This window comes from Pontimicrobium sp. MEBiC01747, assembly GCF_053601635.1.
Genome location: NZ_JBSHNS010000454.1, coordinates 1 through 13,165, shown reverse-complemented (window position 1 = coordinate 13,165; position 13,165 = coordinate 1). Strand labels below are relative to the sequence as shown.

Genomic DNA, 13,165 nt, shown 5'->3' with positions numbered 1-13,165 from the left:
GATTAGGGCAGCTTGTATCCATTAACTTAGAAATCTCATAGTATAGTTTTAGTGCTTCATCATATCTAGATGCCATCTTTAAATAAACGGCGTAATCGGACATAATAGAAATAGCATATATTTCGTTTTTCATGCCATACTCTTCAACGACACGATAGGCTTCAGTAATATAATTTAATGCTTCTATTAGCTTATTCTCATTATGTCCAATTATAGCAAGCAACCTATAACAATATATTTGTAGTTCTATGTCATTATTAATTTTAGCTTTTTCTAGAGTATTTATAGCAAGATTATAACTTTCTTCTGGAGTTTCTAAAAATTTAGCGTTGTAAAAATCATCTTTTATTCCTTTTAAGAGTTTAGAATCGTTTACATTATAATTAGCTAAGCAGTGCTCAGGAAAAAGTTTATCCTGACTGTAGGAAAAGGTTGAAAAAACAAAAAAATAGATAAATAAATAATTAGGAAACATATAAGTAGGGAGCATGCGTGCAAAAATAAATTTTTCTGCATAATCTCTAAATTTGATTTCCAAAAATAGATTGAAAAAAATAGATTGTTACATTTTGTTACCTGTAAATTTCATTTTAAATAAAAGCTTTGTATTAGATTAGCCCACCCCCAAACCACTAATACCTATAATCATGCTATGTATTCACAACTACATTTTCAGGAATCGACTCTGGATTCTAACAAACTATTATTCTACTACATTTTTAGATTTTGTATGCAAATAAAAAGCATGTAGAATCAATAAAATACAAAGATTCTATTGTTCTATATAATGTATAGTTAACTACTAAACATTATAGGGATATTTTACCCTACCGCTATTTCTATAAATTTTAACAAAAAACTAATTAATATTCTATTCATCATGAAAAACAAATTAATTATACTGGTTCAACTTACTGTACTATTCCTCTTCATAAAATTGCCTGCACAGGTAGGTATTAACACAACGACTCCCAACCCCTGTTCTATATTAGATATTTCATCAACAGATAAGGGCGTGTTGATTCCAAGAGTTAATTTAACTAGTACATACGATACTTTAACAATATTAAATCCAATAACTTCTTTATTAGTTTACAATGTAGCAACAACTACAGGCACCAATAGAGTTTCTCCAGGATTTTATTTTTGGGACGGCACAAAATGGTCTTCTTTATTAGACAACTCTAATACTGTAAGTAATTGGTTAATTACTGGTAATGATAATATTACCTCTAATAATTTTTTAGGTACTACAAACAATAATAATGTAAGTATACGCACCAATAACACAGAGAAAGTAAGAATCACTGTGAAGGGACAAATTGAAACCTACAATATAGGACAATCTGTTTTTATAGGAAGAAACTCTGGAAACAACAGTAATATAAATCCTACTCTTGCAAGTGTATTTATAGGTGAAAACTCTGGATTTAACAACTCTAATGGTATACGTAATACTGCAGTAGGTGCTTTTTCTTTTAGAACCAATAGTTCTGGAATAGAAAATGTTGCTATAGGCCATAATGCTTTAACTAACAATACAAATGGTAATGGTAATGTTGCTCTTGGTTTTAATTCGGGAAGATTAACTACATCTGGAGCAGACAATGTCTCTATTGGTAGAAATTCTGGTCCTAATGCAAATTGGATTGGAAACTCTGTAAGCATAGGCACTAACGCTACAACAACTGGGTGGGGTCAAGTAAGAATAGGTAGCACAAGTGTAAGTAGTATCGGTGGTTTTGCCAACTGGACTAATTTATCTGATGGTCGTTTTAAATTTAATATTAAAGAAAATATTCCTGGTCTAAACTTTATAGAAAAGTTAACACCTGTAAGCTATAATGTAGATTACGAAAAACTAAACACTTTTTTAGGGGTAACTCCTTCCAAAACACATACTAATTTTATTAAAGAGAAACAGGCTCAAAGGCAAATAGGCTTTATTGCTCAAGATGTAGAGCATACTGCAAAAAGCTTAGGCTTTAACTTTAGTGGTGTTGAAATCCCTACAGACAAAAATAGCTCGCATTATGGATTAAGATATAGTGAATTTGTTGTCCCTTTGGTAAAATCTGTTCAAGAGCTAAAACAATTGGTAGATTTACAACAAATAGAAATAGAAAAGTTAAAAGCTTTAATTAAAGAAAATAAAAAATAACCCCTATAAACTAACTTTATTCTATGAGAGCAATTTCACTTTCTTTCTGCAAAATTAATTTTCTAGACAGAAATAGGGTTGCAGAAATAATTATTAACGATGGAGAGCTTTTAAACTTAAAAAAAATAACCGAACTACATCGTGTCCTTTTAAACCAATATAGCTCTAATTCTTTTTACTTATTAATTAATAAAAAAAATAGTTATTGTTATACGTACAAAGCTCAGTTAAGATTAGCAGACTTATCATTAATTAAGGCTATAGCTATAGTTAATTATACGAAAATTAGTGAACTAAGCACAAATTATGTAATGAATTTTGGAAAAAAAAGCAGAATTAAACATAAAAGTTTCTATAACAGAGAGTCTGCTTTAAATTGGCTTGAACATATTAGCTATACTTCACCTTTCTTAACACTCTAACTGCTTCTTTGTAACGTATGTAAATATCAGCGCCAAACTTTTTTAAAAAGGGTTTGGCTGCTTTTAGTTTGTCGAGTGCTTCTGGAAACGAGTTAAGATAACAGATTAAATATTTTACAGGTAAATTTTGTAATTCTTTAACTTCTATTAAATTTAAAGATATCCCTCTTTTTAATTTTTCTAATAAAGCATTATTAGCATTATAGATATGATATAACATTTTTTTATCATATTGAGGAGGCTCAAAAACTAAAGTACTATCGATTGTGTAATTTGCATTATTTCCAAAATTTATAATCGTCTCTTCAAGAGGGTAATATTTAAAACTATTTTGAAGCCCCAATTTTACGTATTCAACAATTTTAAAACTATTATTATCTATAACAATAGACACCTCATCTAGTGCCGAAAAAAACAAACGCACCTGCTCATTTATAAGCTCTATATCTACTCTAGAGTAAAAAATCTCATCCTTAACTTCCTTTTTTTGCCCAGACCAACACACCACAAAATACTCCTTAAACACTTTGTATTGAGGATTGTAATCTTCCCTGTTCTTCATAAAATCAAAGACACCATCTAATGTATACTCTATATTGTTTTGCGAGTGATTTTCTATGGATTGCACAATTTTAGAATTGACATCCTTTATATCACTTTCAAATACTTTTGGCATACTTATGCTACCGTCTCTAAAAAAAACAGTTCCTCCAAAATACTTCCAAATATTTTTCCGAAGAGAGGTTAATTTATCAATAGGGCGAATAGTAACTAAACCAACTACCTTATGTTCTGGTAAATGAGGAAAAGGTACATTTTCATACTGCACTATTGGTGGGTTGGTTAAATATGCATTTATAAGGTTTTGAATTTTACTATCATCAAAAAAATCAACACCTATAATATTATTATCTGCATCTTCAACCCCAATAACTATAAAAGAATTGTTTTTAGGGTTACTATTAGACAATGCGCAAACGTGTTTTAAAAACTTAGCTTTGCCTTCTTTTTGCCCTATATCTATTTTGCGTTTTTTATCATAAAAACTGTTCTCGTCATTATGAGCGAGTAAGTTTTTAATTAAAAGACGCTTATTAATCATAATCTATTTTAATTAGTTATCTGTTTCAATCTGTTACACCTATAATAACTCCAAAATCACCTTCTAATTGCTCCCAATGTTTTGCTGGTAAATAGGTTTTAGAAACAAAACCATCTAAATATAACGCATTTTTACACCCATTGTTTTTAAAGTAGGTAGCAAAATTGTAAAAATTAATTTTTGTTTTAGACATTGCAAACAATAACTGCCCATTAGGTAATACCCCTACTCCATTTCTAATATTTAAATTTTTGGAATCTTTATTAAACTTTGGATGAAATGCCCCATCAATTAATAACATTGGTCCAGATTGTGTTGCATATTCAATATTTTTATTAGCGATAAAATTAGATGTTGTTACCACTTTAGCATCCTTACTTCTTGTTACGTAGAAAACACCATTAGGTTGCAAATAAAAATTACCATAGCCCTTTGTTGCTTTATCAATTTCTGAAAGTTCTTTAAAATCTTCAATATATAATCCTTGAGGCGAACCTTCTTTATTATACATCCCACCATTAGTAGCAAATAACAATTGTTTATTATTTTTTTGAAGCTTGGTTTTTAATCTTTTAAAGTTAAAGTAATTAGAGTCGTTATTTTGTTTCCAGTAGAATTGTAGATTTTGGGTTTTGGGATCTGCAATGTAACTTAATATTTCTGGAGATACTGTTAAAACAGTTTTATCTGCTTTTTTACATGAACATAATATAACAAAGCTTGCCAATGTTATAACTCCTATATATACAACTATTTTTTTTATCATAGTAAATGGAGTTCTTTATTTATATTTTCTCTAGCTTTTATTTCAAATTGATTCTTGAAATGTTCTGAAAAAAATAAGGATTTCTTTTCTAAAAAATGCTTTAAGACTTTTTTCCTTCCTTTGTTATACACAAAACTAGGATACAGGCTATATTCCTTTCTTATATTTAAGCTGTATTCCTTATAAATATTCCAGTTTGCACCTAATATTGATAAATCTAAATCTAGAAAATATCCATTATCTTCGTTTTTATAACACAATATCTCATGTTTTTTAGTTGAAACGATTAAATCTGATATTAACTGTAATCGTTCTTCATTAATACTAAACGATTTTAAGCAATTTACAGCAAAAATGGCACTTTGTTCTTCATTATCACTTTGGGTAGATTTGTATACAATATCGTGGTACCAAATGGCAAAACGTAACGCATCAAAATCTATAATTCTCTTCTTAACATTCTCCGCTTGAATTAACATATTATAGATATGTGTAGCATTATGGTAATGTCTATTTTTACTCGTATAAGCTAAACGAATTTCATGCCAAAAACAGTCTATAACTTGTTGGTCTTCACAATATTTTAAAGCCAAATTAGTCCACTCCGTTTTTAACCAATCTATCATATTTCTTTTTTAACAATAGTAGCACTAGCTTGTGCTGTACAAAACATTAAAATATCAGCAATATTAACATGGGGAGGCCTTGATACTGCAAAATAAATAACATCGGCAACATCTTCTGCTTGTAGCGCTTTATACCCTTTATATACGTTATCTGCAACGGCATCTCCTTTGTAACGTACTTGAGAAAACTCTGTTTCTACTAAACCTGGGTTTACAGACCCTACTTTTATTCCGTAATTATTTAAGTCTATTCGCATACCTTCAGTTACCGCTACAACAGCATGTTTACTGGCACAATACACGTTTCCTTTTGGATAGACTTCTTTCCCAGCAGACGACCCTATGTTTATAATGTGCCCAGAGCACCTCGCTGTCATTTGCGGTATAATTGCTTTACTTACATATAGCAAACCTTTAACGTTAATATCTAACATAGCATCCCAATCTTCTAGGTTACCTGTTTCTATAGGATCTAAACCATGGGCATTTCCAGCATTATTTATAAGTATGTCTATTTGCCTAAACGCTTCTGGCAAGCTTTCAATAGCATTAAAAACTGCTGTTTTATCACGAACATCAAAATTTAAAGTATGTATCTCTGTTTGTTTAGATAAAGCTTCTTTAATTGTATCTAAACGCTCTTGTCTCCTACCACAGAGTATTAACTTAATGCCATGTTTTGCAAATTCGTGAGCCGTTGCTCTACCTATTCCACTTGTTGCTCCTGTTATTAACGCTACTTTATTTTTCATATTTATTTTCCACGAAAGAGGATTTTTTTTAATTCAACTTCTATTTTTACATTATGATTACTGCTTTCACAGAAATCAAAATTAAGGAACTTTATGCCCTTGTGAGGCCACCAACATTAAAAACCAATCTTCTAATTCTAAATCTATTGCTAATGCTTTACTTGCATTACCTATTCTGGTTATATTCGTCGTTCCAATTACTGGATGTATTCCTGCTGGATGCCTTAAAACCCATGCTAGTAGTAATTGATCTTCGGTGGCGTTATACTTATCCATAAGCTCACCTAACTGTTTATGAATACGTCTAGTTTGCTCTACATCTTCTTTAAAAACAGTACCTAAAGGTGACCACGCCATAGGCTTACAACCTTTAATTATCATATCGTCTAAAACACCATTGTGCATAGCCTTATGTTGTGTTAAAGAAAATTCTATTTGATTAACAGAGACCTCAACAAATTTAGAGATTAAATCTATTTGAGATACCGTAAAATTAGAAACTCCAAAAGCCTTAATTTTACCTTGTTTTTTTAATACATCAATAGCTTCTGCTATAACTTCTGGATGCATTAATGGGCTTGGTCTATGCAATAACAATAAATCTAAATAGTCAGTTTTTAAATTTCTAAGAGATTCCTCAACAGACCAAATAATATAATCTTTACTATAGTTATAATGTTTTACACGATTATAACTTCTAGACTCTCCAATATATTGAATACCACATTTAGAAATTAATTTAATACAGTCTCTAGCAATTCCACTTTCTGCTAAAGCATTACCAAAATCTAATTCTGTAGTATAATCGCCATAAATATCTGCATGATCAAACGTATTAATAGCATTATCTTTACAACAATGCAACCTGTTTATTATCTCTTTTTTAGAAAGTTTAGCGCCCCATTTCCCCCAAGTCATTACACCTGCAATAACTTTAGAATACTCATTATTAACCATGTTTTATTTTTTGAACTTTAAAAATAGGGAACTAAATAAGGTTAACGAGTGTTAACAAGCGGAATTTTTAACCAATTATTAACAACGTATCATTAAAAATTTTAACAATTTGCACTTCCCGAATATGAATGTTAAATTCGTGAGTTTTAAAAATCAAAAATGATGGAAGATACAGGTACAATTGATATTAAATCTATTAATGAAAAAATTGAAAAAGAAAGCGCATTTGTCGACATGCTAACGCTAGAGATGAATAAAGTTATCGTGGGCCAAAAACACATGATAGAGCGTTTACTAATTGGTTTATTAGGGCAAGGGCATATTCTACTTGAAGGTGTTCCTGGTTTAGCAAAAACATTAGCCATTAACACACTGTCTAAAGCAATAGATGGTAGTTTTAGTCGTATTCAGTTTACACCAGATTTATTACCTGCCGATGTTGTTGGTACCATGATATACAACATGAAGGATAATGATTTCTCCATTAAAAAAGGGCCTATTTTTGCAAACTTTGTTTTAGCAGATGAGATTAATAGAGCACCAGCAAAAGTGCAATCTGCATTACTGGAAGCTATGCAGGAAAAACAAGTAACCATTGGAGAAGAAACCTTTAAGCTGGACAAACCATTTTTAGTAATGGCAACGATGAACCCTGTAGAACAAGAAGGAACCTATCCTTTACCAGAAGCACAGGTAGACCGTTTTATGCTAAAAACAGTTATAGACTACCCTAAGCAGAATGAAGAACAATTAATCATGAGAGCTAACTTAAAAGGTAGTTTTGAGAAAGTAAACCCTGTTGTTTCTATTTCGCAAATATTAAAAGCACAAGAAGCTGTTCGTGACGTGTACATGGATGAGAAAATTGAAAAATATATTTTAGATATTATTTTTGCAACACGTTACCCAGAAAAATATAAACTAGCAGATTTAAAACCACTCATTTCTTTTGGAGCCTCTCCTCGTGGTAGCATAAATCTTGCAACAGCAGCTAAATGTTATGCCTTTATTAAGCATAGAGGGTATGTAATTCCTGAAGATGTACGCGCAGTTGTATACGATGTTTTAAGACATAGAATTGGTATTACCTACGAAGCAGAAGCAGAAAACATTACCTCTGTAGATATTATAAATAAAATTGTAAACGAAATAGAAGTGCCATAGTCGGCAGTAAACAGTTTGTAGTAAGCAGTTGTTTACTCTCAAACTTTTAAATACTGTTACTGCAAATCGATGACTATAAAAAATGGATACTAAAGAATTACTAAAAAAAGTACGTAAAATTGAGATTAAGACACGGCGTTTGTCTGATCATATTTTTGGAGGAGAATACCATTCTACCTTTAAAGGTCGAGGTATGACTTTTAGTGAAGTTAGGCAATACCAGTTTGGAGACGATGTACGTAATATAGACTGGAATGTAACCGCTCGTTACAACGAGCCTTATATTAAAGTTTTTGAAGAAGAGCGCGAATTGACCATGATGCTTATGGTAGACATTTCGGGATCAGAATTATTTGGAACAGACCAACAGTTTAAAAATGAGGTAATTACAGAAATTGCAGCGACATTAGCTTTTTCTGCAACACAAAATAACGATAAAATAGGGTTAATTCTGTTTACAGACGACATAGAACTTTATATCCCTCCAAAAAAAGGACGTTCTCATGTGCTTAGAATTATTCGTGAGCTTATAGAATTTAAACCTAAAAGTAAGCAAACCAATATTGCAGAAGCTTTTAAGTTTTTAAGAAACGTTATGAAAAAGAAAGCTATAGTATTTGTACTTTCAGATTTTATCGCAGACGATTATAAACAAACACTAAAAATAGCTGCTGGAAAACACGACGTTACAGGTATAAGAATATACGACAAAAGAGAAGAAGCTATCCCTAATTTAGGAATGGTGCAAATGCAAGATGAAGAATCTGGAGAATTAATGTTGGTAAATACAGCATCAAAAAAAATACGTGTTAATTACAGTAAATTCTATAAAGAAAAAGTAGACTATTATAAAGACAGCTTTGCAAAATCTGGAGCAGGAACTATAGATTGCCGTGTAGATGAAAGCTATGTAAAAAAGCTATTAGGCTATTTTAAAAGAAGAAATTAAATTAATGACAATTTAATAATGACGTATTACGAATTAAATAAAATAAAAAACAGATTACACCTTAAGCCTAGCAAAACAAATGCTTGGGGTCTTATCTTTTTCTCTATATTATTTTCTATATTCTCTATATCGCTAAATGCACAAGTTAAAACCTCTATAGACTCAACCTCTGTAAAAATTGGTGAACAAATAACCTATAAAATAGAAGTTGAAGTAGACACAACATCATTTGTTGTATTTCCAGAAGGACAAACATTTCTTCCTATGGAAATGATAGAATCTTTTAAAATAGACACCACTAAAGTAAATTCAAAATACAACCTAATTAAAAAATATGGATTAACGCAATTCGACTCTGGTAGCTACACAATTCCAAGACAAAAAATTGTTATTGGAGATAAACCTTTTCTAACAGATTCTTTACGTGTTGAAATAAAAAACATTGCTATTGATACTACTAAGCAAGGCTTATACGACATAAAACCAATTATAAAGGTTGAAAAAAGCCCAAGTAACTGGTGGAAATACCTTTTACTAGTTTTAGCAATTTTAGGCACAATAGCCTTTTTAATATACTGGTTTATATTTCGTAAAAAACCATTAACAGAAGAAGAAGAAATAGCATTACTTCCTCCTTATGATAGAGCTAAGTTAGCCCTACAAAAGCTAGATAACTCAGGGTATCTTGAAAATGAAGCCATGAAAGAATATTATTCTGAGTTAACCTTTATTATCAGAAAATATTTAGACGAAAAAGTCTACGATAAAGCCCTAGAAAGCACAACAGACGAATTAGTTTCTAGATTAAATCTTTTAAAAGATGGCAACCAAATAGAACTAAGCAAAGAAGATATTAGAAACATTGAAACCATATTAAAACGTGCAGATTTAGTAAAATTTGCGAAATCTGAACCAGACATTGCCCTAGCAGAAATTGATAGAAAAACAATTGATCTGGAAATAGACAATGTAAAAGAAGCCTTACCAGAACCCACAGAAGAAGAAAAACTATTAGACCAACAATATAAAGAAGAACAAGAACGTAAAAGTAAACGTAAAAAAATAATACTAGCGAGTGCTATTGTCATTTTTTTAATGCTAGCAACATTTACAGGGTTTGGTATTAAATATGGGTTTGGTTATGTTAAGGACACCATTATAGGTCATGAAAGCAAAGAGTTATTAGAAGGCGATTGGGTGACTAGCGACTATGGAATACCATCAATAACCATAAGTACGCCTAAAGTTTTAAAACGAATAGAGACACCTATCCCAGATGCATTAAAAGGTAAAATTAATGTCTCCACATTTGGTTATGGTAGTTTAATAGATGGCTTTAATGTTATGGTTTCTACAACAACTTTTAATAAACCACCACAACAAAGCAATCAAGAAACAGATAATAAAAATAACACTACAGACTTAAATAAGGCCATTGATGGAAACATACAGGTTTTTGAGCAACAAGGAGTCCAAAACATTATTTTAAATAAAGATAAATTTACCACACCTAACGGAGCTGAAGGTGTTAAAACAACAGGAAGCGGTGATTTCCCAACATTAATAGAAGGTAATACAGAAAAAGGAAAATTTACTTTATTTACTTTTTCTTCAGAAAATGTATTACAGCAAATAATAATGACTTGGAGGCATGACGACACATACGCAGATCAAATTGTAGAACGCATGATTAACTCAATAGAATTAAAACCTAAAGAAGAAGAATAATGTTTGAAGGCATAGAATTTTTAAACAAACCCTTTTTCTGGTTGCTTACACTGCTACCAGTAGCAATATTGTGGTATATACTTAAGCACAAAAAACAAACAGCAGAACTAAAAATATCTAGTTTAAAAGGATTTAAAGTTACCAAATCGTGGCTCCCTAAATTAAAGCATGTGTTATTTGCTATCCGCTTAATAGCATTAGCACTTTTAATAACAGCATTAGCTAGACCACGTACAGTAGATGTATCAACAAAAACAAAAACAACAAGAGGTATAGATATTGTTATGGCTATAGATGTTTCTGCTAGTATGCTTACTAAAGATTTAAAACCAAACCGTCTAGAAGCTTTAAAAAATGTTGCTACCGACTTTATAAAAGGAAGACCAAACGATAGAATAGGTCTAGTGGAATATGCAGGAGAAAGCTACACTAAAACACCTATAACAAGTGATAAATCTATTGTTTTAAGATCACTAAACGAAATAAAATACAACTCTATTATAGAAGGCGGTACAGCTATAGGGATGGGGTTAGCAACTTCTGTAAACAGATTAAAAGATAGTAAAGCCAAAAGTAAGGTTATTATTCTATTAACAGATGGAGTAAACAATTCTGGATCTATAAACCCAAAAATTGCAAGTGAACTTGCTGTAGAATTTGGTATAAAAACCTACACTATAGGACTAGGAACAAATGGTATGGCTTTATCCCCAATATCAAGAAGTAATAACGGACAATTTAGATATGGAAGAGTTCCTGTAGAAATCGATGAAGCATTACTAAAAGAAATAGCACAAGTAACCGGAGGTAAATATTTTAGAGCAACAAACAATAAAAAGTTATCAGCTATATACGACGAGATTAACAAGTTAGAAAAAACAGAAATAGAAGAGTTTAAATTCTATAATTACGAAGAAAAATTCCGCTTTTTTGTTTGGGTAGCTGGCCTTCTTTTATTGTTAGAGTTATTATTACGCTACACAATATTTAGAAGTTTCGTGTAAATGACAAAAGGAATCATCATACAAGCTAGTTCTAGAAGCAAAGGCAACACCTTCGCTATGGTATCTTACTTGCAAGAGCAAACAGGTTTTGATGTGGTAGATTTAAGCACAAAACAAATAGGTCATTTCGACTATGAATTTAAAAACCGAGATGACGATTTTAGTGCGCTGTTTAAAAATATTGTTACAAATTATGACACCATTATACTAGCAACACCAATATATTGGTATACCATGAGTGGGTTGCTTAAAGTTTTTTTAGATAGAATTTCAGACTTTTTAAACATTGAAAAAGATTATGGAAGACAACTTAGAGGAATGCAAATGGCTAGCCTAAGTTGCAGTGATGAAAACGAAATATTTGATGGATTCACTATGCCTTTTGTAGAAAGCGCAAAATATTTAGGAATGTTTTATAAAGGGCATATACATACATGGCTTGAAAATGAAACTATTTCTGAAACAATGAAAACAAAAATTAAAACATTTAGTGAACGTATTATAGCTTAACACTAAAACGAAATAAATTATGTTCGATTTATTAGAAGAAAAAATATGGTTTTGGACACTACTAGTTATCCCAGTAATTGTAGTACTATTTTTAGTGCTTCAACTCTGGAAACGTAGTGCGCAAAACAAATTTGCTAACAAAACAATAATAAATAGGTTAAGCCCTAACAAATCTGTTTTTAAATCTATATTAAAACTCATAGTCTTATGCTTAGCATTTGCCTGTCTATCTATAGCTTTAGTAAACCCAAAAAACGGATCTAAACTAGAAACTGTTAAACGAGAAGGTGTAGATATTGTATTTGCTGTAGATGTCTCTAAAAGTATGTTAGCCGAAGACGTTGCACCAAATCGTTTAGATAAATCTAAGCAGTTAGTAACACAAATTATTAATAATTTAGCAAGCGATCGTGTAGGAATAATAGCCTATGCAGGAAAAGCATTTCCGCAACTGCCTATAACAACAGACTATGCCTCGGCAAAAATGTTTTTACAAAACATGAATACCGATATGCTGTCCTCTCAAGGAACAGCAATAGATGAAGCCATTACACTAGCAAAAACCTATTACGACGACGACCAACAAACCAATCGTGTATTAATTATAATATCCGATGGAGAAGACCATGGCGCATCGTCTACAAGCGTAGCAGAAGAAGCTAGCAAAGAAGGTATTAGAATTTTTACTATAGGCGTAGGTGACACTAAAGGAGGCCCAATACCAATAAAACGAAATGGAGTTGTACTTAATTATAAAAAAGACAGGCAAGGAGAAACAGTAATAACACGCTTAAATGAAGACACTTTAAAAAATATAGCAGAAGAAGCTGATGGCGCCTATATAAATGGACGTGTAACAGCTAATGTTGTAGACGAGATAAAAGAAATTCTAAATAAAATGGATAAAACAGAATTTGAAGCAAAACAATTTGCCGATTTCGAAGACCAATTTCAATGGTTTTTAGGCATCGCCATCTTCCTGTTATTTTTAGACATTTTCCTTTTAGAACGAAAAACAGAATGG

General features: G+C 31.2%; 14 protein-coding genes. 8 read left to right on the top strand and 6 right to left on the bottom strand.

What is annotated here, in order from left to right; all coding sequences use genetic code 11:
• Positions 1 to 538 (bottom strand): tetratricopeptide repeat protein (locus ACVC2P_RS14980; protein ID WP_452599264.1); only part of this gene is annotated, 538 nt, incomplete at its 3' end.
• Positions 539 to 880: 342 nt separating this feature from the next.
• Between ACVC2P_RS14980 and ACVC2P_RS14975 the strand changes: the two genes are divergently transcribed.
• Both ACVC2P_RS14975 and ACVC2P_RS14970 read left to right on the top strand, forming a co-directional pair.
• Complete coding sequence (locus ACVC2P_RS14975; protein ID WP_452599263.1) at positions 881 to 2,161, top strand: tail fiber domain-containing protein; 1,281 nt, start codon at positions 881 to 883, stop codon at positions 2,159 to 2,161.
• A gap of 23 nt (positions 2,162 to 2,184) precedes the next feature.
• On the top strand, positions 2,185 to 2,583 hold the full coding sequence (locus tag ACVC2P_RS14970; protein WP_452599262.1) for a DUF7793 family protein: 399 nt from the start codon (positions 2,185 to 2,187) through the stop codon (positions 2,581 to 2,583).
• Here ACVC2P_RS14970 and ACVC2P_RS14965 read toward each other — a convergent pair.
• The 5 genes from ACVC2P_RS14965 to ACVC2P_RS14945 form a co-directional block, all read right to left on the bottom strand.
• The gene (locus ACVC2P_RS14965) at positions 2,552 to 3,685 is read right to left on the bottom strand and encodes a DUF5929 domain-containing protein (RefSeq protein ID WP_452599261.1); all 1,134 of its coding nucleotides are present in this window, start codon (positions 3,683 to 3,685) and stop codon (positions 2,552 to 2,554) included. The genes ACVC2P_RS14970 and ACVC2P_RS14965 overlap by 32 nt on opposite strands.
• A gap of 25 nt (positions 3,686 to 3,710) precedes the next feature.
• Positions 3,711 to 4,451 (bottom strand): phosphodiester glycosidase family protein, encoded by a 741-nt coding sequence (locus tag ACVC2P_RS14960; RefSeq protein WP_452599260.1) that lies wholly within the window; start codon positions 4,449 to 4,451, stop codon positions 3,711 to 3,713.
• Entirely contained in the window at positions 4,448 to 5,077 is a 630-nt protein-coding gene (locus ACVC2P_RS14955; protein ID WP_452599259.1) for an HD domain-containing protein, read from the bottom strand. Before ACVC2P_RS14955 ends, ACVC2P_RS14960 begins: the two co-directional genes overlap by 4 nt.
• Positions 5,074 to 5,829: an SDR family NAD(P)-dependent oxidoreductase gene (locus ACVC2P_RS14950; protein ID WP_452599258.1), complete on the bottom strand. Its 756-nt coding sequence runs from the start codon at positions 5,827 to 5,829 to the stop codon at positions 5,074 to 5,076. Before ACVC2P_RS14950 ends, ACVC2P_RS14955 begins: the two co-directional genes overlap by 4 nt.
• 81 nt (positions 5,830 to 5,910) lie before the next feature.
• On the bottom strand, positions 5,911 to 6,786 hold the full coding sequence (locus ACVC2P_RS14945; protein ID WP_452599257.1) for an aldo/keto reductase: 876 nt from the start codon (positions 6,784 to 6,786) through the stop codon (positions 5,911 to 5,913).
• 162 nt (positions 6,787 to 6,948) lie between these two features.
• On the opposite strand from ACVC2P_RS14945, the gene ACVC2P_RS14940 reads away from it, so the two are divergent.
• The 6 genes from ACVC2P_RS14940 to ACVC2P_RS14915 all read left to right on the top strand — a co-directional run.
• Positions 6,949 to 7,950 (top strand): AAA family ATPase, encoded by a 1,002-nt coding sequence (locus ACVC2P_RS14940; RefSeq protein ID WP_452599265.1) that lies wholly within the window; start codon positions 6,949 to 6,951, stop codon positions 7,948 to 7,950.
• A gap of 82 nt (positions 7,951 to 8,032) precedes the next feature.
• On the top strand, positions 8,033 to 8,899 hold the full coding sequence (locus tag ACVC2P_RS14935; protein WP_452599256.1) for a DUF58 domain-containing protein: 867 nt from the start codon (positions 8,033 to 8,035) through the stop codon (positions 8,897 to 8,899).
• A gap of 18 nt (positions 8,900 to 8,917) precedes the next feature.
• Positions 8,918 to 10,627 (top strand): BatD family protein, encoded by a 1,710-nt coding sequence (locus ACVC2P_RS14930; RefSeq protein ID WP_452599255.1) that lies wholly within the window; start codon positions 8,918 to 8,920, stop codon positions 10,625 to 10,627.
• Positions 10,627 to 11,631: a vWA domain-containing protein gene (locus tag ACVC2P_RS14925; protein WP_452599254.1), complete on the top strand. Its 1,005-nt coding sequence runs from the start codon at positions 10,627 to 10,629 to the stop codon at positions 11,629 to 11,631. Before ACVC2P_RS14930 ends, ACVC2P_RS14925 begins: the two co-directional genes overlap by 1 nt.
• Complete coding sequence (locus tag ACVC2P_RS14920; protein WP_452599253.1) at positions 11,632 to 12,141, top strand: flavodoxin family protein; 510 nt, start codon at positions 11,632 to 11,634, stop codon at positions 12,139 to 12,141.
• 19 nt (positions 12,142 to 12,160) lie between these two features.
• Positions 12,161 to 13,165: vWA domain-containing protein (locus ACVC2P_RS14915; RefSeq protein WP_452599252.1), on the top strand; the 1,005-nt coding region annotated here is incomplete at its 3' end.